Origin of the sequence: Streptomyces siamensis (genome assembly GCF_039543605.1) — a bacterium.
Classification (GTDB): Bacteria; Actinomycetota; Actinomycetes; order Streptomycetales; family Streptomycetaceae; genus Streptomyces; species Streptomyces siamensis.
In genome coordinates, this window is record NZ_BAABKB010000023.1 from 208,567 (window position 1) to 230,286 (window position 21,720).

General features: G+C 69.6%; 19 protein-coding genes and 3 pseudogenes. 14 read left to right on the plus strand and 8 right to left on the minus strand.

What is annotated here, in order from left to right:
• Nucleotides 1-471 precede the first annotated feature (471 nt).
• Nucleotides 472-1,653 carry an adenosylhomocysteinase gene (locus tag ABEB03_RS27960; protein WP_345655268.1) on the plus strand — a complete coding sequence of 394 codons (1,182 nt, stop codon included), beginning with the start codon at nt 472-474 and terminating at the stop codon, nt 1,651-1,653.
• Nucleotides 1,654-1,815: 162 nt separating this feature from the next.
• Here the strand turns inward: ABEB03_RS27960 and ABEB03_RS27965 are convergent, their stop codons facing one another.
• A complete protein-coding gene (locus tag ABEB03_RS27965; RefSeq protein WP_345655270.1) occupies nt 1,816-2,169 on the minus strand; it encodes a hypothetical protein in 354 nt (117 codons plus the stop codon).
• Nucleotides 2,170-2,276: 107 nt separating this feature from the next.
• Here ABEB03_RS27965 and ABEB03_RS27970 point away from each other — a divergent pair, with 107 nt between their 5' ends.
• Complete coding sequence (locus ABEB03_RS27970) at nt 2,277-3,866, plus strand: type 2 periplasmic-binding domain-containing protein (protein WP_345655272.1); 1,590 nt, start codon at nt 2,277-2,279, stop codon at nt 3,864-3,866.
• Nucleotides 3,867-4,248: 382 nt separating this feature from the next.
• On the opposite strand, the gene ABEB03_RS27975 is transcribed toward ABEB03_RS27970, so the two are convergent.
• Nucleotides 4,249-5,469: a metallophosphoesterase gene (locus tag ABEB03_RS27975; RefSeq protein WP_345655274.1), complete on the minus strand. Its 1,221-nt coding sequence runs from the start codon at nt 5,467-5,469 to the stop codon at nt 4,249-4,251.
• Between the two features lie 132 nt (nt 5,470-5,601).
• Between ABEB03_RS27975 and ABEB03_RS27980 the strand changes: the two are divergent.
• The 3 genes and pseudogenes from ABEB03_RS27980 to ABEB03_RS27990 all read left to right on the plus strand — a co-directional run.
• Nucleotides 5,602-5,763, plus strand: a pseudogene (locus ABEB03_RS27980) (IS5 family transposase); the annotation flags it as partial.
• 402 nt (nt 5,764-6,165) lie between these two features.
• Nucleotides 6,166-6,657, plus strand: a complete 492-nt coding sequence (locus ABEB03_RS27985) for a CAP domain-containing protein (protein ID WP_345655276.1) — start codon at nt 6,166-6,168, stop codon at nt 6,655-6,657.
• A gap of 36 nt (nt 6,658-6,693) precedes the next feature.
• Nucleotides 6,694-6,873 (plus strand): annotated as a pseudogene (locus tag ABEB03_RS27990) (transposase family protein); the annotation flags it as partial.
• A gap of 37 nt (nt 6,874-6,910) precedes the next feature.
• Here ABEB03_RS27990 and ABEB03_RS27995 read toward each other — a convergent pair.
• Nucleotides 6,911-7,366, minus strand: coding sequence for a hypothetical protein (locus ABEB03_RS27995; protein ID WP_425589309.1), 456 nt, complete (start codon nt 7,364-7,366; stop codon nt 6,911-6,913).
• A 45-nt stretch (nt 7,367-7,411) separates the two neighbouring features.
• Between ABEB03_RS27995 and ABEB03_RS28000 the strand changes: the two genes are divergently transcribed.
• Entirely contained in the window at nt 7,412-8,425 is a 1,014-nt protein-coding gene (locus ABEB03_RS28000) for an RNA polymerase subunit sigma-70 (protein WP_345655278.1), read from the plus strand.
• A gap of 263 nt (nt 8,426-8,688) precedes the next feature.
• On the opposite strand, the pseudogene ABEB03_RS28005 reads toward ABEB03_RS28000, so the two are convergent.
• Nucleotides 8,689-8,917 (minus strand): annotated as a pseudogene (locus ABEB03_RS28005) (aldo/keto reductase); the annotation flags it as partial.
• A gap of 44 nt (nt 8,918-8,961) precedes the next feature.
• The gene (locus tag ABEB03_RS28010; protein WP_345655280.1) at nt 8,962-9,861 is read right to left on the minus strand and encodes a helix-turn-helix transcriptional regulator; all 900 of its coding nucleotides are present in this window, start codon (nt 9,859-9,861) and stop codon (nt 8,962-8,964) included.
• A gap of 529 nt (nt 9,862-10,390) precedes the next feature.
• Here ABEB03_RS28010 and ABEB03_RS28015 point away from each other — a divergent pair.
• From ABEB03_RS28015 to ABEB03_RS28035, 5 genes are all read left to right on the plus strand, one after another.
• Nucleotides 10,391-11,833 carry an MFS transporter gene (locus ABEB03_RS28015; protein ID WP_345655281.1) on the plus strand — a complete coding sequence of 481 codons (1,443 nt, stop codon included), beginning with the start codon at nt 10,391-10,393 and terminating at the stop codon, nt 11,831-11,833.
• Entirely contained in the window at nt 11,833-12,717 is an 885-nt protein-coding gene (locus ABEB03_RS28020; protein WP_345655283.1) for an aldo/keto reductase, read from the plus strand. The genes ABEB03_RS28015 and ABEB03_RS28020 overlap by 1 nt, the downstream gene beginning before the upstream one ends.
• A 23-nt stretch (nt 12,718-12,740) precedes the next feature.
• The gene (locus tag ABEB03_RS28025; RefSeq protein WP_425589310.1) at nt 12,741-13,826 is read left to right on the plus strand and encodes an NAD(P)-dependent alcohol dehydrogenase; all 1,086 of its coding nucleotides are present in this window, start codon (nt 12,741-12,743) and stop codon (nt 13,824-13,826) included.
• A gap of 136 nt (nt 13,827-13,962) precedes the next feature.
• On the plus strand, nt 13,963-14,334 hold the full coding sequence (locus ABEB03_RS28030; protein WP_345655287.1) for a DUF2255 family protein: 372 nt from the start codon (nt 13,963-13,965) through the stop codon (nt 14,332-14,334).
• 154 nt (nt 14,335-14,488) lie between these two features.
• Nucleotides 14,489-15,157, plus strand: a complete 669-nt coding sequence (locus ABEB03_RS28035) for an LPXTG cell wall anchor domain-containing protein (RefSeq protein WP_345655289.1) — start codon at nt 14,489-14,491, stop codon at nt 15,155-15,157.
• 90 nt (nt 15,158-15,247) lie between these two features.
• Here ABEB03_RS28035 and ABEB03_RS28040 read toward each other — a convergent pair whose 3' ends face one another.
• The 3 genes from ABEB03_RS28040 to ABEB03_RS28050 all read right to left on the minus strand — a co-directional run bounded on the left by ABEB03_RS28040 (nt 15,248) and on the right by ABEB03_RS28050 (nt 18,068).
• On the minus strand, nt 15,248-15,802 hold the full coding sequence (locus tag ABEB03_RS28040; protein ID WP_345655291.1) for a hypothetical protein: 555 nt from the start codon (nt 15,800-15,802) through the stop codon (nt 15,248-15,250).
• Entirely contained in the window at nt 15,799-17,316 is a 1,518-nt protein-coding gene (locus tag ABEB03_RS28045; RefSeq protein WP_345655374.1) for a sensor histidine kinase, read from the minus strand. The genes ABEB03_RS28040 and ABEB03_RS28045 overlap by 4 nt, the downstream gene beginning before the upstream one ends.
• Before the next feature lie 62 nt (nt 17,317-17,378).
• The gene (locus ABEB03_RS28050) at nt 17,379-18,068 is read right to left on the minus strand and encodes a response regulator transcription factor (RefSeq protein ID WP_345655292.1); all 690 of its coding nucleotides are present in this window, start codon (nt 18,066-18,068) and stop codon (nt 17,379-17,381) included.
• A gap of 190 nt (nt 18,069-18,258) precedes the next feature.
• Between ABEB03_RS28050 and ABEB03_RS28055 the strand changes: the two genes are divergently transcribed.
• The 3 genes from ABEB03_RS28055 to ABEB03_RS28065 all read left to right on the plus strand — a co-directional run bounded on the left by ABEB03_RS28055 (nt 18,259) and on the right by ABEB03_RS28065 (nt 21,681).
• Entirely contained in the window at nt 18,259-19,149 is an 891-nt protein-coding gene (locus ABEB03_RS28055; RefSeq protein ID WP_345655294.1) for a DUF3152 domain-containing protein, read from the plus strand.
• Nucleotides 19,150-19,396: 247 nt separating this feature from the next.
• A complete protein-coding gene (locus tag ABEB03_RS28060) occupies nt 19,397-20,002 on the plus strand; it encodes a lytic transglycosylase domain-containing protein (RefSeq protein WP_345655296.1) in 606 nt (201 codons plus the stop codon).
• A 494-nt stretch (nt 20,003-20,496) separates the two neighbouring features.
• On the plus strand, nt 20,497-21,681 hold the full coding sequence (locus ABEB03_RS28065; RefSeq protein ID WP_345655298.1) for a beta-ketoacyl-[acyl-carrier-protein] synthase family protein: 1,185 nt from the start codon (nt 20,497-20,499) through the stop codon (nt 21,679-21,681).
• Nucleotides 21,682-21,720 lie beyond the last annotated feature (39 nt).

A 21,720-nucleotide genomic window follows, 5' to 3' on the forward strand; every position in this document is an offset into this window, starting at 1 on the left:
GGTGACTGGGCTGAACCGTCGCACGGTCTCGAAGTGCCTGTCAGGCCAGGTTCCGGTCGCGCCGACGAGGCAGCCGTGAGCGGTCGGCCTCAGGCGCTGGCGGTGGTCGAGGTCGCACAGTTGTTCGACGCGATGCCGCGGGGCGACGCCCGTCGTCATGGCCCCCGCCCGTACCGACACCCACAGCCATGACCACAGCCCAGTCGGCCTTCCGGTTCTTGCCTCTTCGACGTTATGCGTATAACTTCCCGGCAGGAGCAGTATGCGAAACGCCTCGATCACACGAAGGAGGTTCCTGATGAGCGCATGCCAGGGGAGCCATCACCTGTGGATCTTCGGCGACCACTCCTTCCGCAGCGACTTCTACGGCTGACGAGTTGATCCACGTCGAAGGCACACGTGTGCCTTCGACTTCGGGACCACGGCACCTGACGTGCCATGGACGTCACTCTTCAACCAAAGGAACTCGTCATGCCTGAGCCTTCCCCTGCCCGCTGCCCGATCCCGCACGACGGCATCCAGTGGGCCGCCCGCCACATGCCGATGCTGGCGGCTACCATGGAGACCCACGCGGCGGCATTTGCCGGCCGCCGCATCGGCATCTGCCTGCACATCGAACCAAAGACAGCGGTTCTCGTCGGCTACCTCGCCCAGGCAGGCGCCGAGATCACCCTCACCGGCTCCCCGGGCACCACCCAGGAAGACACGGCGGACGCACTGCGCGACTACGGCATCGAGGTCGTCGGCCACCGCACCGACGACCTCGATCGACACCGCGAGAACATCGCACAGGTCCTCGACGCGCGGCCTGATCTCATCCTCGACAACGGTGCCGACCTGATCGAGGGCGTCCTCGCCCGCGGCGGCCTGTCCGGGCTCGTGGGCGCCACGGAGGAGACCACCACCGGTGGCCTGCGCATCCGCTCCTGGGACAGGCAGCCGGACTTTCCGGTGATCGTCATCAACGACAGCCGCCTCAAGCTCTTGGTCGAGAACGAGTTCGGCGTCGGCCAGAGCGTTGTCCAGGGATTCATGAACGCCACCAACCTCATGATCCCCGGAGTCCACGCCACCGTCGTCGGCTACGGCCCCTGCGGACGCGGCGTCGCAGACACCCTGGCTCGGCTCGGCGCCCGTGTGGCGGTTGCCGACACCGACCCCTACCGCGCCCTGGAGGCCGTGATGGCCGGCCACCAGGTCGGCGATCTCATCGACCTCCTCCCCCGCACCCAGCTCCTCTTCCTGGCCACGGGCCACCGGAGCGTCATCGGCGCCGCAGAGCTCGGCGCCCTGCGCGACGGCTCGGTCATCGCCGGCGTCGGACACATGCCCTGGGAACTGGACGCGGGTGTGCTCGCCGAGCACACGGCCGGCGTGCACCGCTCCGGCCCCAGCGGACAGGAACGCGCCGTGCACCGGCTGCACGACGGACGCGAGATCGTGATCCTCGCGGACACGAAGATGATCAACCTGACGGCGGCCAAAGGGAATCCGATCCAGGCCATGGACCTCGGTCTCACCCTGCAGGCACGCAGCCTCGCCGCCATCGCCACCGGCCACGACCAACCACTCGCGACCGGGGCACAGGCTGTGCCCACGTCCATCGACCGTCAAATCGCCACCGACCTGGTCCACACACTGAGCCGCATCTGAGCACGGAACCCTACTGACGGGCTCATGTGCCCGGTCATCCCGGACGCATGAGCCCCGCCAGACGAACCCGGACACCAACGCTCACCCCGTGATACCCGAACACCCACCAGTCAGTGCCCGTTGCACGATCGTCCGGTCTCCCGGCCGAGCCCTCCAGGCCGCTTACGTGGTGGCAACTTCGAAGTAGTCGTAGCCCCTTTTCTCCTTCAAGTCCTCGAACCGCTGGTCGAGCACCTCGCTGAGTCCCTCTGGCAGGTCCCAGTTCGGGTACTCCACGGCCGGAGTGGGGGAAACGGTGCACGGGCGAGGCAGGTAGTCCTCGTCCGCGGTATGCGGGCGGGGAGGCTTCCCGACAGTGGCACCGGCCGCCGTCAGCACCGCGCTGCGCCAATAGAGCCGGGGGTTGGCCGCGCACTGGCCGTCCTCATGAACCAGCGGGCACCACAGGATCTGCAACAAGTCGGTTCCGACGGGGAAGACAAGGCCGGGCACATCCCGTGCGTACAGCTGGACCACCGGGACCATCGCGACCGGTTCCGGCCCGGGATGAGTCGATTCCCTCGCAAGACCGCAGGAAAGCGCCGGGCCTGGCAGACTGTGCGCCACCTTGGGGGGAGATTGTCGTGCCGGATGAGCTGACCGTCCGCCGGATACTCGGGGACCAGCCGTTCGCCGAGATCGGTCGGCCCGTGTGGGCGGTGACCGACGCGCGTCACGGCTGCGTCATCGCGGCCGGTGACCTCGGGCACGTCATGTGGCGCGGTACGGGCCACTGGCTCGGCCACCGGATCGGCGTGTACGAGGCCGGCACCCTCCGTCCGCGCCACGTCGTCGCCTCCCGCTACTCCGTATGTGCCATCGAGCCCCACCCCGAGCTGCCGCTCGTCGCCGTCGGCACCGGCCGCTACGACGGCTCGTGGGACTTCCAGGGACAGTTGCTCCTGCTGCACCTGGAGACCGGGCGCGTGACGGACCTGCTGAGCAAGAGCCGCCAAGTGCGTCACCTGCGCTGGCTGGAGGACGGCAGGCTCGCGATGCTGCTCTCCCCCGAGGACAAGGACGGCGGCTTCCGCAAGGGCTTCGAGCTGGCCGTCGCGGTGGACGACTGGCTGTCGGCTCCGGCCGGTCTGGTCGACCCCGACGACACACGTCACCCGATGGTCGAGAGCGGGCTCCTTCACGATCCGCGGGTGGAGGACACCCTCGCACGGCTGACGGAGGGCGGGTGGCGGCGGCGGGCGGAGGTGCGGGACCTGGCGGTACTGAACGACGGCCGGGTGCTCGCCACAGGGCGGCACACGGACCTCGAGTGCTGGGATCCATCGGGCGCGCTGAGGTGGGCTCTTCCTCCGGACGGGGAGGGGAGCGTCCGGGTCGAGGCGGCCCCGGACGACGAGTCGGCGTGGGTGACGTACCAGGGCTACCGGCGCGACGAGGCGACGGGTCGACTGGTCGACCGCGCGACGACTGTTCGGCGGATATCGACGGCGGACGGCGGTGTGGTGGACTGCGTGGACGTGCCGTCGACCCCCACACTGTGCGCCGCGGACGAAGGCTGGCTCGCCCTGCGCCCGCGAGGGCGCGACACAGACGCCGCGCTGCTGCTCGCCCCCACGCACCAGCAGGCGGCGCGCCTCGACCTCGCCCCCAGCCGCTCCAACTCCCCGGCGCTGCACGTCAGACACAGCGCCCGCCTGCTGTACGTGGACGGCCCCGGGCCGGACGACGACGCGCCGTGGATCCACGCGATCGATCCTCCGGGCGCCCACGGCCCCGCCACCCTGCGCGCTCTCTTCCCCTTGCGCTGGGACCCGGCGTCCGCACTCCAGCCCTGGTACGGCCCCGCCGTCGAGCTGACACGCGCCCTCGTCCACGCGGGCCGGTCGTACGAACGGGGCGCCACGTACGCGGACGCCCGCGAGGGCACGTATGTCGTGAGCCGCCGGCTGCCGGACGGCGACGCACGCTGGGTGTACGGCACCGACAAGCCGCTCGCCGATCTCGACGGCGACGAGCGGAGGATGTACGTCGTGTATGTCACCGGTGAGGTGGAGACCCTGGACACGGCGACGGGCGAGGTGCGAGCCAGGTACACCTTGCGCGCGCACGGCCACCCGGTCACGCCGGTGTCCGCCACGTACCGGGCGGAGCAACGGCGGCTGGTCGTGGGGACGGTGGACGGGCGGATCCTGGACTGCTCGGTCGCGGATTGACCGGGTCTCGGTCCAGCCGTTCGGCACGACGTCGCTCGTGGGGAAAGGGATGAGTCGGGCCTGACGCAGGCGGACCGGCGCGACCTGCTCGACGTCGTGGGCGGCCGCGCCGGTGGTGCAGTCAAGGGCCTGATGCAGTTGCCGACCCTGGTGTTCGGGTCGGATGAGGCGCAAGGTGTGGCCCGTGCAGGCACCGATGCCGGTCTTGCACAGGCGTCACGCGTCGCTGACCCGTGCGAACGTGGCTACATGTGGCTCGTTGGAGCCGCCGGCCGGGCGATGGTCCGGATCTTGTCCTCGGCGAGACGGGCCCGGTCGTCTGTTGCCGCTGCACCCCAGAGCTCGTGGACAGCTCCAAGCGCATGTGTTGGCCCGCCCCGTCCTACGGCGAGGTGGACTCGTGCGGGGAACGGAGCACGAGCAGAGTGATCTCGCTGGGGGCGAAGACGCGGAACGGCGGGCCCCAGAAGCCGGTGCCACGGCTGGTGTAGAGAAGGGTGCGGGCGCCGTGCCGGCTGAGTCCGGCCACGGCGGGCTGGTCGATGCGGACCAGGTGGTGGAAGGGCCAGATCTGGCCGCCGTGGGTGTGGCCGGAGAGCTGGAGATCGATGCCCGCAGCTGCCGCCCGGTCGACGAACTTGGGCTGGTGCGCCAGGAGCAGGACGGGCAGGTCGGGGTCGGCGCCGTTCAGGGCTCCGGCGAGGTGGGCGCGGTGGCCCTCCAGGCCGGAGGACTCGGCGGTGACGTCGTCCACGCCGGCGACCACGAGGGTGTCGCCTCCGCGTTCGAGCAGCAGATGGCGGTTGCGCAGCGGCTCCCAGCCCAGCTCGTCCATCAGGTCGACCCAGCCCTGGGCCTCGGTGTAGTACTCGTGGTTGCCGGTGACGTATACGCGGGCCCGGGTGGCCCGCACGGAACCGAGTGGGACGGCCTGGGCGCGGCGGCGTTCGGCCGTGCCGTCCGCAATGTCGCCGGTGTGGCAGACCAGGTCGGCTTCCAGAGTGTTCACCGTCTCGCACACCCGTGCCGACCAGCGAGCGCGATCGAGTGGGCCGTAGTGGGTGTCGGTGATGAGGACGACGCGGGTGCCGTCCAACCCGGCACCCAGCCGCGGGAGTTGCACGTCGAGTCGGCGCACGCGTGGCACGCGGCGGGCCTCGGCGTACCCCCAGCCGAGCAGTACGGCCGTTACGCCGAGGACGGCCCACGTGACGATGCGGGCCCGGTCCTGACTCTCGCCGACGCCGACCACGGTCAGGGCGAGCCGCAGCAGGACGCCGAGCAGAACGGACCAGGTGAACAGGATCCAGCTGGTGCCCAGCAGGGTGTCACCGACGATCGCCGCCCGGTCCTGCTGGCGCCGGCCGTGGCCGCGCACCATCGCGAGCGGCATGCCGATGAGGCCGAGGGCGAACAGGGCGGTGCCGACCAGCCTGACGGGCAGCGGCCAGTGCTGGCCGCTGTACAGGAGCACCCAGCAGGGCACGGCCCACAGCAGGACGGGGGCGATCAGGGGGATGTAGCGCATCAGGCGGTGCAGTCGGCTCTGCCGCGGCGCTCGCGCTTCACCGTCGGCGGGTTGGATGTTGCTGGTGGCGGTCACGCTTGCCCTCCCTGACCAGGCTGCCGTCTCACGCACTGTATCCGGTCGCCCTTGGGCCGGCCGGACCGGCGTTCATGGGCACGGCCCCTTTGGGTTCGCGCGGTATGGCAAGACTCCGCCGCAGACACCTTCCTCGGCCTTCTGCTCGCCGTCCTGGTCACCGCGGCCGGCGTCCTGGACTCCGTAGCAGGCCAGCCCCTCCTCGAACAGACAGCGGCCGCTCATCCCACGATCCGGAAGATCTGCGTCCACGGCGGCTACCGCAAACACTGCCCGCCCCGGCTCAGCACGCTGCGTACGTCTGGGCGGCGTCTGCCGTGCGTTGCCTGGACAGGAGATCCGATACCCACAGCGCTAAAATGGCCTGGCAGGCAGACTCAGAAACGACCAGGGCCGGACACTGAAGGCCCTCATGATCGGCCTGGAGCCACCTCCTCGCCGGGCTGGCCGAACGGGGCGGCCGAAGGGGCCTGAGGGCGTGCCTGAACGGGCACGTCGGCGTCCCAGCCACCGACGGTGACGGCAGCATCGCCCCACCGGCCGATCGTCACCACTGCCAGAACTGCGGCCGTCGGTACCTCACGGCTTGCTGTCCGAGGCCGAGGCACTGACGGAGCCGACCCTTCGCGAGTTATGCGCCGGGCAACCGCGAACCACACTTCCCGGTGCACCCGTTGAACGAACGAAAGGAATGCCATGCGCGCCCTCACCCACCGACTGCACGGTGCATGCGCTGTCGCGTGCGCAATCCCCCTGCTCGTGCTGCCCGCCGCAGCCGGCGCGAGCGCCGCCCCTGCCGGGCCCGACGTCGTGCAGCAGGCCAACGCCAACGAGATCCTGGCTCTGGAGAACGCCGCACGAGAGAAGGCCAATTGCTCGGCGCTGACCATGAACAGCCAGCTCACCGCGGCCGCACAGGCTCACAGCGACGACATGGCCAAGAACAACTTCTTCTCGCACACCGGATCCGACGGATCGAGTATCGCGCAGCGGGTCGAAAAGGCCGGCTTCAGCCCGTCCATACCGACCGAGGAGAACATCCACCAGGGTGGCTCCACCGCGCAGCAGGTATTCGACAGCTGGATGGGCAGCGCACCTCACAAGGCCGCCATCCTGAACTGCAAGTGGAAGCAGACCGGACTTGCCGGCGCCTCCGGCAACCTCTGGACCCAACTCTTCGGCACCTGACCGGTTCCGGAACCACACTCAGAGGCTCTGAGCGTTTTCGGCGTGGCCACTGGGACCCTCGCCGAATGCGACCGTGTCGGCGACAGCCGGGCCGACTACTCGGCCGAGCACCGCCGGCACGGCGTGAACATCCAGGTGGTCGCCGATCCCACCGGTGCGGTACTGCGGATCTCGCCCGCACTGCCGGGCCGCACCCGCGACCTGACCCTGGAGAGGCAACGCTGCAAACGCTCAGTGGCGCGGCCCGCGTTCTTCACCCCGCCAGCTCCGCCAGCCACCGATGCCGGGGGTGCACGGTCTCCAGCAACCCTGTGAGGACGTCCCGCCGCGCCCGGCCCAGCAGCGGCAGCACCGCATTGAAGTCCGCCTGGTCCTTGGGCCGTTGCGCCGTCGCTTTGAACAGCAGTGCAAGCTCCGGCACCAGGTACGGGATCCCGTCCGTCGTTCGCTCGATGATCGTGTCGTACGGCAGCCGCAGAGCTTCATCCCGCCGGAAGATCCACGTGCCGCCCTCGTGGGGCTCGCGGAAGACGTCGAACACGAACTGGCCGCTCGCCGAATCTCGCAGCCAGGTCTGGTGCGTGGCCGCCGGCGCCTCAGCTCCCGCCCCCGGCCAGACCCGCCCCGAACCCACCGCGTCGAACACGTACTCGGGGAAGCGGTACCCGACCCGGGTATGGCCTTCAGTGATGAGTTTTCGCGCCCGCATCCGTCACACCTAAGACGGGACACGACGAGGCGGAAGGACGGCGCGATGAGTGCGGACACGTGGCTGGAGGAGCTGGGCGTCAGCGGGCTGGGCGGGAGGCGGCTGGGCGAGGTCGAGGAGCCGGCGTTCTCGAGGCTGGCGGAGCGGCACCGGCGGGAGCTGCACGTGCACTGCTACCGGATGCTCGGGTCGTTCGAGGACGCCGAGGACACCGTGCAGGAGACGTTCCTCCGTGCATGGAGGCGGCGGGAGACCTTCGAGGGGCGGTCGACGTTCCGGGCCTGGCTGTACCGGATCGCCACCAACGCCTGCCTGGACCTGCTCGCCAGGTGCCGCCCGGAGCCTGCGACCGGCGGCGAGGCGCTGTGGCTGCAGCCCTACCCGGACCGACTGCTCGACGAGCTGCCCGCGAGCAACACCGACCAGCCGGAGACCTTCGCCTTCGCGCGCGAGACGATCGAGCTGGCGTACCTGGTCGCGGTACAGCACCTCGCGCCGCGGCCGCGGGCCGTGATGATCCTGCGGGACGTGCTCGGCTGGCCGGCGAAAGACGTCGCGGAGCTCCTCGGGGACTCCGTCAACTCCGTGAACAGCGCGCTGCAGCGGGCCCGCGCCGGCATGCGGGAGCACCTGCCCGCCGAGCGGCAGGACTGGACGGGCGGCGAACAGGACGCCCGGACGCGCGAGTTGGTGCGCCGCTATACCGACGCCAGCGTGGCCACGGACGTCCCGGCGCTCGCCTCGATGCTGCGGGACGACGTCCGGTGTTCGATGCCGCCCACGCCGGGCCTGCACGTCGGCCGCGAAACGGTGGTGAACGACTGGGTCGAGAGCGGCTTCGCGGGCATGAAGGGCCTGCGCGCCGTCCTCACCTCCGTGAACCACCAGCCAGCCGTCGCCTTCTACCTCTGGCAAGAGCCGGAGGGCGCGTACCTGCCGCTGACGATCGACGTCCTCCGGGTCACCGGCGGCGCCATCACCGAGATCGTCACGTTCCACGACGACCAGTTCCCGCTACTCGGCCTGCCGGAGCGCCTGCCGCTGGACGGCACTGAGTAGTCCGGTGCGGGGGCTCACGCCAGGCGGGGCCTCGCGTGTCGCGGCGATCGCGCCGGAGTGGTGCGACGCGTTCGGCGTCGTCACCCGCGGTCGGAAGCGATCCGGTTCCGGGCTTCTGGGTCTCCGGGTCTTCGGGTCTTCGGGTCTTCGGGTCTTCGGGTCTTCGGGTCGCCGGGCCCGATCGTGTAACCGTCGCCGCCGGTCGGCCCGCAGCGCGAAGTCGCCGTAGCTGTTGTCGACCGGGTTGACCGTGACCCCGGGGGCGACGATCTCGTCGCGGCGGTCCTTGAGCGCCTTGCCGACGATCTCTTCGGAGACGCCGGCGGAGTACACGTCAGCGGTGTCGATGAGGTTGATGCCCGCGTCGAGGGCGCGGTGGATGATCCGCACCGAGTCTGCTTCGTCCTCGTTGCCCCAGGGGCCGAAGATCATCGCGCCCAGGCACAGCGGGCTGACCTCGACGCCGGTGCGGCCGAGCAGTCGGTATTGCATGCAATGGTTCTCCTCGATCGATGGTTCTCCTCGATCGACGGTGATCACTCGTTCCGGGAGGGCACGACGGTGCCGGTGCCCGCCCAGCTGGCGAGCAGGCCGAGTGCATCCCGCTCCCGGGAGTCCGGCTCGGGTGTGTAGAAGTTGAGGCGGAGGCCGGGGTCGGCCGGCAGGTCCATCGCCTCGTACGGCAGGACGAGATCGCCGACCAGCGGGTGGTGGAGGTGCTTCACGCCGGCGCGGTGGAACTTCACGTCGTGGCGTGCCCAGCGGCGGGCGAAGTCACCGCTCCTCGTCGTCAGCTCTCCGACCAGATCGGTCAGCGCCTTGTCGTGCGGTGCCCGGCCCGTCTCGGTCCGCAGGAAGGCCACCGCGTCGTCGGCGCCCTTGTCCCAGTCGACCCAGAATTCCCTGCTTGCGGGGTCCAGGAACATGAATCGAGCGCTGTTGACCGGGCCGCGCTGGGCGAACAGCGGCGAGTCGAAGACGGGTGCGTACAGCGCGCGGCCCAGCCTGTTGGCGGCCAGGATGTCGAACCGTGCGTTACGGACGTACGCCGGTACGTCGGTCATGGAGTCGAGCAGCCGCAGGATCGTGGGCCGCACCCGGGAGGCGGTCACTGTCGGCCGCCGGCCTGAGGGAGTGGCCGCGCGGGCCAGGTCGTAGAGGTGGGTGCGCTCGGCCTCGTCGAGTTGCAGTGCGTGTGCGAGAGCTTCGAGGACCGAGTCGGATGCTCCGCTGAGGTTCCCGCGTTCCAGCCGGACGTAGTAGTCCACGCTCATGCCCGCCAGGAGAGCGACCTCTTCGCGGCGCAGGCCCGCGACACGGCGCTTCCCGCCGAAGACCGGCAGCCCGGCCTGCTCCGGAGTGATGCGAGCGCGCCGGGTGCTCAGAAACTCGCGGACCTCGGCTGCCAGGTTCTTCTTCTTGTCACTCTCAGTCATGGTCCGACCTCGGGGGCTTCGTGGGCGACGCGTCGGCGGGCGTTTCCTCGGACCGGTCGGCGTCGAACGTGGGGCGGGTCAACGCTTCGGCGTGGGCAGCGCAGGGCGCGGGGGCCTCGTCTCGCCGGGGCGGTGTGGATCTGGCCCGCACCCTCACGGTAGGTGCGTCGGCGCGTGTCTGCGAGGTACTGCCATTACCTGGAAGAGGAGTGACTCCCACCTGCGCGTCCGTCCGCGGTTGTCTGGAGAAGGCCAAGGACCGCGGGTCCTCGATGGGCCCGGTGAAATCGACCTGGAGGAACAGCGTGCGCGCAGCACTCATGTACAGAGCCGGCGATGTCCGCGTCGGGCATGGCGTCGAGCCGTATCTCAAGGAGGCGCGAGGCCCTGAAGGTGCTGGTGCGGCTCTGCACAGGCAGCCTGTGATCAGCACTGTGGACGCCTCTGCGCGTATCGGCGGCGCATCGTCCACCGCAAGGGCGATCACCAAAACCGGCGGCGGGACGCCGACGATGGGGCTGGTGACGCGATGACCACCACCGCGCAGCGCGCGTCGGCCCGTGCGGCGGCGCGACCCGACGGGACTCCGGCCCACGCGACGCTGATCCTCGCGATCATCTGTGTCAGCTACTTCATGGTCATCCTCGACAACTCGATCGTCTTCACCGGGCTGCCGCAGATCCGCTCCGACATGGGGTTCTCCGAGATCAGTCTGTCCTGGATCACCAACGCCTACGTCCTGGTCTTCGGCGGTCTGCTGCTGCTGGGAGCGCGGGCCGGAGACCTGTTCGGACACCGCAGGGTGTTCGTGTTCTCCCTGGTCGTCTTCTCGCTGACCTCGCTCCTGGTGGGCGCCGCGCAAGCCCAGTGGTGGCTGATCGGCGCACGCGCGCTCCAGGGCGTCGGGGCTGCGGTGCTGGCCCCGTCCGCGCTGTCCCTTCTGACGCGCAGCTTCGCCGAGGGCCGGGCCCGTGATCGGGCGATGGCCGCCTACAGTGCCGTCGCGGGTCTCGGCGCCGCGTTCGGCCTGGTCCTCGGCGGCTTGGTCGCCGACGTGATCTCGTGGCGGGCCGGGTTCTTCCTCAACGTGCCGGTCGGCGTCGTGATGGTGGTGCTGGCCCTGCGGTTCCTGCCCGAGACCGAACGCCGGCAAGGCCGCTTCGACATCGCCGGGGCGGTGCTGGCCACGCTGGGTTCGACCGCACTGGTCCTCGGCATCGTGGACGCCGCCGACTTCGGCTGGACCGCTGTCTTGACCCTGGTGCCGCTGGTGGCCGGCGTGGTGATGCTCGTGCTGTTCGTCCGGGTGGAGCGGGGGGCCGCGCAGCCGATCGTGCCACTGCGGCTGTTCGCCGGCCGGGAGCGCTCCGGCGCGTACCTCGCCCGGATGCTCTACATGGGCGCGATGATGGGGTTCTTCTTCTTCACCGCGCAGTTCGTGCAGAGCGTCTACCACTGGACGCCGCTGCAGGCCGGCCTCGCGTTCCTGCCGATGACGCTGGTCAACTTCGTCCTCGCCGTTCAGGTGCCCCGACTGCTGGAACGGGCCGCCAGGCCGTTGGTGCTGCTGACGGGGGTTGTCCTGACCACGCTGGGCATGGCGTGGCTCAGCCGCCTCGATCTCCACACCCCCTACCTGACGGGTGTGGCCCTGCCGATGGTGCTCATCGGCGCGGGCCAGGGCCTGACGCTGGCCCCGTTGACCTCCAGCGGCGTCGACGGCGTCGCCCCCGCGGACGCGGGGGCCGGATCGGGCCTGGTCAACACCGTGCACCAGATCGGCAGCGCACTGAGCCTGAGCATCCTGACCGCCGTGGCCGCCTCCGTCTCCACCGGGCACGCGGCCGCCGATGTCACGGCCCGATCGGGAACGGCCCTGACCGGCTCCGCCGTGCTGCTCGCGCTGGCGGTCGCGACCGTCCTCGCCCTCATCGTGCCCGCACGGGCTACTCACCATGAAAGGTCCCTGTGATGCAGACCCTCACCCTCAACAACGGCGTCGAGATGCCCGCCCTCGGACTCGGTGTCTTCCAGACCCCGCCCGACGAGACCCAGGCAGCCGTGAAGGCCGCGCTCGACCTCGGCTATCGACACATCGACACCGCCGCCGCCTACGGCAACGAACGCGAGGTCGGCCAGGCCATCCGAGACTCCGGAGTGCCGCGCGACGAGATCTTCGTCGAGACGAAGATCTGGATCAGCGACTACGGGTACGACGAGACCCTGCACGGCTTCGAGAAGAGCGCCGCAAAACTCGGCGTCGACCGGATCGACCTGCTGATCCTGCACCAGGCCCTGCCGTCCGACTTCGACAAGACCGTCGCCGCCTACCGCGCCCTGGAGAAGCTCCTGGCCGACGGCAAGGTGCGAGCCATCGGCGTCAGCAACTTCATGCTCGACCACCTGACCACGCTGCTGGACGCCACGTCCGTCGTCCCGGCGGTCAACCAGCTGGAGATCCACCCCTACTTCCAGCAGCGCGCCGTGCTCGACTTCGACGACCAGCACCACATCGTCAACCAGGCGTGGTCCCCCATCGGAGGGATCACCTTCTACCCGGGCTACGGCGAGGACCGAAAGAGCGTCCTTGAGGACCCGGCCGTCACCCGCATCGCCGACGCCCACGGCAAGAGCCCCGCCCAGGTGCTGCTGCGCTGGGGGCTCCAGCACGGCCGCTCGGTCATCCCCAAGTCCACCCAGCGCACCCGCATCGCCGAGAACATCGACGTCTTCGACTTCGAGCTCACCACAGACGAACTCACCGCCCTGGACGCGTTGGAGACCGGCCGACGCGGCGGCCCCGAACCCGAGAACGTCACCCTCGCCTCCTACGGCCGCGCCATCCCCGAAGCCTGACCCACCACCGCTCAACCAGCACCATGCGCAAAGGATTCACCGTGCCCACCACCGTCAAGGCGTTCGGCGCCCACGCCGTGCGTCAGCCGCTCGTCCCCCTCACCATCCAGCGTCGCGACGTCGGCCCGCACGACGTCAAGCTCGACATCCTGTACTGCGGCATCTGCCACTCCGACATGAACTACGTCGGCGGCGAGTTCGGCCCGCTGCCGACGAACCCGCTCGTTCCCGGCCACGAGATCGTCGGACGGGTCACCGAGACCGGATCCGAGGTCACCCGCCACCAGGTCGGCGACCTCGTCGGCATCGGCTGCATGGTCAACTCCTGCCGCGCGTGCGAGAACTGCCGGGCCGGACAGGAGCAGTACTGCCTCAACGGCCACACCCTGGTCTTCGGCAGCCCCGACCCGGCCGAGCCCGGCGCCCACACCCAAGGCGGCTACTCCGAGGCGATCGTCGCACCCGAGGACTCCGTCGTCCGCATCCCCGACACCCTCGACCCGGCCGCCGCGGCACCGCTGCTGTGCGCGGGCATCACCGTCTACGCACCGCTCAAGCGCTACGGCGCCGCGCCGGGCACCAAGGTCGCCGTCGTCGGCCTCGGGGGCCTTGGCCACCTCGGCGTCAAGATGGCCAAGGCCATGGGTGCCGAGGTCACCGTCCTCTCGCGGTCCGACCGCAAGCGCGAGGCCGCGGCCACCCTCGGCGCCGACCACTACGCCGTCACCGGCGACGGGTCCGCCTTCACCGACCTGGCCAACACCTTCGACATCATCCTCAACACCGTCAGCGCACCGGTGGCCCTCACGGACTACCTGGGGATGCTGCGCCTGCACGGCACCATGGTCAGCGTCGGCGTGACCACACAGCCGATGCCGCTCGATGTCTTCCCCCTGTTGCAGAACGGCCGCGCCTACGCGGGCTCGCTGTTCGGCGGCATCGCCGAGACCCAGGAGATGCTCGACTTCGCCGCCGAGCACGGCGTGAGCGCCGACATCGAACTCATCGACGCCCAGGACATCAACACCGCCTACGAGCGGATCCTCGCCTCCGACGTCCGCTACCGGTTCGTCATCGACGGCAGGACCTTCGCCGAACCGAAGTCGTGAGCGACCGTCCTGGGGCTGCCCTGCCCCCAAGCAGACCACCCCCAGGACGCCCGGCAGACGCAGCCGACCCGGACGCCGACCCCGCACCCTCCTCGGACACCCACCCCGAGGCCCTCGACCAGACGGAGGAACGACCATGACGCACTGGAACCACGCAGACCTGACGACGGTCGGCGCGACGGAAGAGCTGGACCTGGAGTCCGAGCGAGCCGACGGCACCCTGCGCGACCCCGTGACCATGTGGGTCGTCCGCTGCGGCGACCACCTCTACGTCCGCTCGGTCAAGGGCACCGCCGGTCCCTGGTACCGGGGCACCCAGTCCCGCCACCAGGGCCGCATCGACGCCGGCGGCGTACAGGGGAACGTCACCTTTCACAAGGCCGATCCTGGGGACTACGCGGCCGTGGACGCCGCCTATCGGGAGAAGTACGGCCGATACACGAGCATCGTCGAGCACGTGCTGACCGACCGCGCCCGCGAGTCCACCCTCCGCCTCGACCCTCGCTGACACCGGCTCCCCTCCCTCGGGGCCCACGACCTCCACGCCTGTGAAGGATCTGAGTGTTGCCTGTCCGTGATTGACCTGAAGTCAGTCCCGGCTGGAAGCTGAGCCGCCCCTCGGCATCTTCCCGTTCCTTTCACGCAGAGTGGATTACTGCCTCATGCGAAACCTCACCCGCGTCGGCGCTCTGTCCGCCGTCGCCGCGGCCTCGGCCGCGGTGTTCTGTGTTCCGGCCACGGCCCACGCCACCCCTCCTGGTGACAACGGCACCGTCAAGATCCATGACGCCGGCACCGGCGAGGAACTGCGCAAGAACGAGCCGCACGTGTGCGAGTTCTACTTGGACGCGTTCGGCTTCGACGGCGGCCAGCAGGTCGACTGGCACATCGAGGCCTGGGCCCCGACGGCCGGCGTCAAGGGCGAGACCGCAAAGTCCGGTGCGCTCACGCTGGACGGTGAAGGTCACGGCCGTACGCAGGACATGACGCTGCCCGACGGGCACTACAAGCTGTTCTGGAACTTCGAGGGCGAGCACGGCTCGGCCAAGCACAAGGTGTTCTGGACGGACTGCGAGGACAAGGAAGAGGGCGGCGGCACCTCCGCCTCGCCGTCGGCCTCGGCCGCGCCGGGCGACTCCACCACCGAACCGACCGCGAGCCCGTCCACGTCCTCCGAGGCCGCAGCCTCGTCCTCGCCGTCGACGCAGGGCGGCGAGGGCGACCTCGCCGAGACCGGTAACGGGGCGCCCGTGGGCCTGCTGACAGCGGGCGCAGCCGCGCTGCTGGCAGCAGGTGGCTACCTGGTGCTGCTGCGCCGCCGCAAGGCCTGAAAGCCTGGTCCCGCCAGGAAGAGCAGGTTCGGTACTACGCCCACGCTGCGTCGTGGGCGCTGCCGGTACCGGGGCCGTGCTCAGGCCCTCCTACGGCCGCCAAGGTTCGGGACACGAGTCGGCCGACTGCGTCCTCGTCCATCCGTCCCCGAGCACACGGATGCTCGGGGATGCGAGGGCGCCGTCCCGATGCGCGTTCGCGGGCAGCTTGGCGAAAGATCCGCTCAACTGGGCCACCGTGCACGCCAACTGCAGCACGGCGGGACGGCTGAGGGGAGCTACGTCATCGGGGAGCTTGATGGATACGCCGTTGCCGCTGCCGGCTGTCACGTCCGGTGCATCCGCAAGGCGGGGCAGCTGTGTGGTGGCCGTCACGGCCTCATTGTTCGTCGGTCCGTCGAACAGCTGGTCCACCACGGTCGCGAGGTCCGCGGGATCGCCCATCTTCCGGGGATAAGCCTTCAGAGCGCCGTCGTGCAGGAAGTAGAGGGAGACGACGACCGGCACCGTGGGCTGTGAACTGGGGAGCATGCCGCTCGCCGGTTCGCCGGCCTCGATGACGCCGGACGGGGGGACGCCGCACGCCGACAGCGTGAGCGTGGCCGCGAACCCGACCAACAGCGCCGTCAGGCGCGAACCCTTCACCAAGCACCCCCGGTGGCGTCGTCGACGACTGCGATGTCGCGGTGCAGAGGGAGTTCGATCGTGAACACTGCTCCGCCCCCGGCGCGATTGGCGGCGCTGATGCGTCCGCCGTGCAGATGCACGTTCTCGGCCGTGATGGCCAGGCCCAGTCCGCTGCTCTCGCTTCTGGTCCGTGTGGTGCTCGCCTTGTAGAAGCGCTCGAAGATGTGTGGCATGGCTTCCTCGCCGATGCCGGGTCCGTTGTCGGTCACCTCGATGACGGCCCAGGCCACATCCGGCCGCTCCTCTCTCACGTCCATGGACAGCCGCACGGGCGGCGCCCCGTGCCGCAGTGCGTTGCCGACCAGATTGGCGATCACCACGTCGAAACGGCGCGGGTCCACGCGCGCGCGGAGCACGCCCGGTAGGGGCAGGTGGGTCTCCACTCGGCCCTGCCACCCCCGAGCGGCGAGGGTGCGCTCTGCGCATTCGGCCAGGTCGACGTCGTCGAGGCTGAGTTCGGCCGCCCCCGCGTCGAAGCGGGAGATCTCCATCAGGTCGTTGACCAGGCCGCTGAGCCGATGGGTCCCCTCGCTGATGAGCCGCAGTGCCTCGCCGGTGTCGCGGTTCACGTGTGGCGCGTTCTCGTCCAGCACATCGGTGACTGCGGACATCGCCGCCAGCGGTGTCCGCAGTTCGTGGGAGACGTCCGAGACGAAGCGGCGGGCCTGGGCTTCCAGGCGGCGCAACTCCGCGACCGAGTGCTCCAGGGCTGTCGCCATGTGGTTGAAGGATTGCGAGAGGTCGGCCAGTTCGTCGGAGCCGTTGACAGCCAGTCGGACGTCCAGGTGTCCCTCGGCCATCCGACGTGTTGCGCGGCGCAACGCCCGTACGGGGCGTAGTACGCCACTGGCGGCCAGCAGTGCCAGCACGACGGCGAGGCCGAGTGCCACCAGGGTGGCGTGCTCGATGGCGCTGACCATCGCTTCGACATAGGCCTGTTCGGTGTTCTGTGGCACGACCAGGTACATCACGGTCCCTGAGAGCCTGGTCGGTGTGCCTTGGCCGTCGGTGTAGGTGATCGGCATTCCGACGACGAGGTAGGGGTGTCCGTCGGCGTTCACCCGCTGGAATACCGCGGCGCGTTTGGTGTCCACGGAGCGGCGCAGTTCCGTGCTGATCTTGTCGAAGTCGGCGCTCGGCGCGGACGCGCGGAGGCTGCCGTGCGTGGCCAGTACCCGTCTCCCTGGTGACTGGTTGGCGTGGAGGACCTGATTCACGGCTTTCTGCAGGCCGCTCTGGCTGGGTGTCGGGGGGACGCCGGCAGCCACGGCGTCGACGCTGGTCCGGAACTGCCGGATGACCGAGTCCTGACTCTGCTGCAGCACCCCCGTACGCGCCTCCCGGAAGGCGACGGCTCCCGTGCTCAGGGCACTGGCTGCGGCGACCAGGACGAAGGCCACCACCAGGCGGGAGCGCAGACCGCGCAGAGGCAGCGGGACTTTCGCGAGGACCGCCTTGTGGAGCCTCGTCAGTTTGAGCCGATTCCAGGGTGCGACGGTCTTGCGCTTGCGTGCCCCTGCGGATTCCTGGCCGCTCACGAGGGGCCGAAGCGGTAACCGAAGCCGCGCACGGTCTGGATGTGTCGGGGATCTCCGCCCGGCTCGCCGAGCTTGCTGCGCAGTCGCTTCACGCAGGCGTCCACGAGGCGTATGTCTCCGTAGTAGCTGTGCTCCCAGACCGCTTCCAGCAGCTGCTGGCGACTGAACACCTGGCCGGGCGAGGCCGACAGGGTCAGCAGCAGTCGAAGCTCGGAGGGGGCGAGTGCGACGGGTTGGCCTTGGTGTGTCACCACGAGTCCGGCGCGGTCGATGGCGAGTTCACCGTGCGATTCCGTCCTGGGCCGAACGGTGTCGGACACCGACGCGTCATGCCGGCGCAGCACAGCCCGTATGCGCGCGTCGAGTACGCGGGCCCGCACGGGCTTGACGACGTAGTCGTCCGCTCCGGCCTCCAGGCCCACGACGACATCGATGTCATCGCCCTTGGCGGTCACCATGATGATCGGGACCTGGTCGCGCTGCCTGATCCGCCGGCATACGTCGAGCCCGGACATGCCGGGCAGCATGAGGTCGAGCACGACGACGTCCGGGTGGGAGGGGTGAAGCTGCTCCAACGCCTCTTCACCCGTCTCTGCGGCGAAGACTTCATGCCCCTGGTGTCGCAGCCCCAGCTGGACGGCCGTACGGACATCAGGGTCGTCTTCGACAATAAGGACTCGCGGCACTTCGTCAGTGTAAGCAGATCCTGTGCGGTTGCCGACCTGCGAAGGAGCCCCTCTCGGGCGCTGTTACACAAGGGTCACATCGGCGTCTCGCCGAGCGGGCAACCCGCTGAACCGACCGAGCATCGCTCGTTATCGTTCCGTGATTTCCCGAACTCATGGCGATCATCTGGCATGACCAGCTTGAGTTGCCATGCAATCGGCACGACACCGGGAACACCCATCGCCCCCTGACAGCGCCGTGTCCTCCCACCGCGGCGTCAGTCACCGGCCCTCGCACCGCCGGGGCCGCCCGCGCCGCCAGGGGCGTACGTATCTGGTCGGCACACTGGTGGCCACGGGCCTGCTCGGCTCCGCCGCATTCTTCCTGGACGGGCGAAGCGACGCGTCGAGCCGTGCACCGCACCCGCGGAGCTTGGCACCCGCCACTCCGACTCCCACTCCGAGCCCCCCGACCCAAAACCCGACACCCACCCCGACGCCGACGCCGACGCCGACGGAGATCGACGTCCCCTCGACGGGCGCCGGCACGTTCGTCACCGCGCGGGCCGGCGGCGCGAAGGTCGGTCACGGCTCGCGTCCACTGCGGTACGTGGTGAAGGTCGAGACCGGCCTCGACGTCTCACCGACCCGATCGGCGGACGAGATCGCCGACATACTTGCCGCTCCCCGTGGCTGGACCCGCAACCCGGCCTACTCGTTCCAGCTGGTGAGCGCGGGACAGCCCCACGACCTCACGGTGACGATCGCGACTCCGGGGACGGCGGACGCGCTGTGCTGGGCAGGCATCCAGCAGAACACCCAGGGCGAATACAACTGCGAGGTCCCAGGCGGGGTGGTGGTGAACCTCAAGCGCTGGGTCAAGGGCTCGCCCACCTTCGGCGGGCCGATCCATGATTACCGGGCGTTGATCATCAACCACGAGATGGGGCACTTCCTCGGCCACACGCACAGGACCTGCGCCGGCCCCGGTCACCTGGCCCCCGTGATGATGCAGCAGATCAAGGGCCTGCACGGATGCATCGCCAACGCCTGGCCCTACGACGAAGACGGTCACTTCGTCACCGGGCCGCGCGTGCAGTGAACCGGCAGGTGCTGCCGTTTGCGGAGCGGCTGCTCATCGGTGTCGAACGTCCCCCCTCTTACCGGACTTCGAAGCGGCCGCAAACCAATCCAGCAGGCCCGCGGGGGTGCATGGCGTGGGGCCAGGCTCTGGATTGAGGGCGGACCACGCGGGCACGTGCAGTACGAAATCGTGGACAGTTCGCCGTCCGGGCAAGGGCGGTCGGCAGGAGAGTGGAGGGGTGGGGATGGCTGATCCATCGGCGGCGGTGCCGCAGCCGGAGTCGGATGCGGTCGACGATGCAGAGGCCCGGACGCCGCCGTTGCGGCCCGGTGGATATGACCCGGCCCACTACGCCGGGTGTGTGGTGCGCAGTGCGGAGGCGGCCGGCGTGTCGCCCCTGCTCGTGATGACGGTGCTGCACAACGAGGCGTACAAGCCGCACCATCCGCTGTTGGAGCGGTTGTGGCAGTGGTGGAAACCCGGGGCGTCGTTCGGGGTGGCCAACATGCACCGTGCCACGTTCGAGCAGGTCCGGCGCAGGCACGCCCTGTCCAAGGAGTGGCACGATCTTCGTGACGACGCGGCTTTCGCCATCCATGCCGCGGCCCTTCACTTGAAGGACCTCGACCGGAGTCTCCCCGAGCGTCACGTTCGCCGACTTGGCCGCGATGAACTGCTGGCCCTGGGCTACAACGCGGGTGAACGCAACATGCTGGCGTTCGCCCGAGGTGTACCGCCGGGACCCATGGCACGGTCGTACCTGCGCCGCTTTCGCGCCCATCGGAGCCGAGCCACCGCGGCCCTGGCCGGCGATGTTGGGCCGCACGACGCCGGAAGTGCGATGAACACGGAGGCGCCGAATTCCAAGTGAAGGCCCCGTCTCCGAGTTGAGGTGTTCCGTGCACCCGTCCCTTCTCCCGTCGCATTCGCTCATCGCGAGCGCGTGAAGGGCTGCCGGTGACCGTTCTGAGCAGCACTCCCCCGACATGCCTGCCCCTGCCGCGACTCCACGCACGGTGCGGCCGGCCCTCGGCCTCATCGGCACCGCGACGATGACGGCCCCAAGGACGACGGGCCGTCCGACGCTTGAGCAGCGCATGGAGGCCCACCGAGTGCAGTGGAGACCAATTCGCCCAGTACGACAGCGATCTGCGAAACGCGGTCGCACGCCTGAGAGTGATCAGCCGGCGGGCTTGACCCCGGCACAACCGCGCATCCGGCTTTCATGGCTTCCTCGTTCGCGACTGCCACTGTGCAGCCGCTGCGAAGTACAGTGCTAGTGCGGTGTCTTGACCCTGGCCTGCTGGTTTGGGCAGGTTTCGGCCGTTTCGCGCCGTACAAGAAGTGCGAAGAAAGGGGCGTGTTATGGGCGCCTATCTGTGTCCTCCCGCCGTAGTCCACGGCGAACATGCCGTGGAGACCGACCAGATCCTTGCGGAGGTGCGCAGTCGGCACCCGCAAGCGCCGTGGCTTCCGCGGATCGACGGCATCGCCGCGAGTACGGGGATCTCCTCTCGCGGGTGGATGCTGCCGTTGCATACGGCTGTCGCCCCCAGCAGTGGGAGCGGCCTGCGAACTCCGGGCGCTGGTCCGGCTCGTGAAGCGCTGGCCCGTGGCGGGTTCAGCGACCGGCAGGTGGAGCGGGCGATCGCTGCCCTGGAGGCGATACCGGCGCGGCAGACGATCCAGGAGCGCACCGCGCCGGCCTGGGCGGCCGTGCAGACGTACGCGGAGCGCGCGGCCCGTGAGGCTCTCGGGATCGCCGGGCTGGACACCGCTGACGTCGACTGTCTGATCACCAGTCACTCCACCACCCCCGCCCTGCCGGGGCTGGACCTGTCCCTGCTCAACCGCCTTCCGCTGCGTGGCGACGTGCTGTTGCTGCCGGCCAGCCAATGGGCCTGCATCGCCGGGACCCGGTCGTTGGCGCTGGCGGCTGATCTGGTCGCCGTGGACCCCGACCGGGTGGTGTTGGTGGTGATATCGGAGGCGCTGAGCACCACGTACCAACCCGCCGACGACACGCTGGAGTCCCTCATCGTCCGGTTGCTGTTCGCGGACACGGCCGTGGCCACGGTGGTCACCGGCCACCCCAGGACGGAATCGATAGTGCGGCTGGACGCCGCCTGGCACCACACGCTGCCCGGAACCGCGGACCTGCACCGGCTGGACACTCGGACCGACGGCACGCACTTCGTGATGGACCGCCGTGGACCGCGCGCCGTGCAGGAGACGGTCACTGCGATGTGGGAGTGGCTGCGCATGCGCCACCAGGACGACGAGCACCCGTGGCACCCCGACCTGCTGCTCGCCCACCCCGGTGGGACCCGGGTGATGGAGTACATGGAACAGACGATGCCCGAGGGGTGGCCGACGGGACTTCTGGACTACAGCCGGGACAGCTACAGGACCGGCAACCGCGGCGGTGCGGCCGTGCTGGACATCCTGCGGCGCGCGCACGACGCCGGTCAGAAATCAGGCAGCCGCACCGTGCTGTACGCGGCCGCGCCCGGGCTGACAGCCACGGCCGTGGAGGGCGAGTGGCTCTGACTTCCACTCCCATCACGTGGTGCGAGTGGCTCTGCCTTC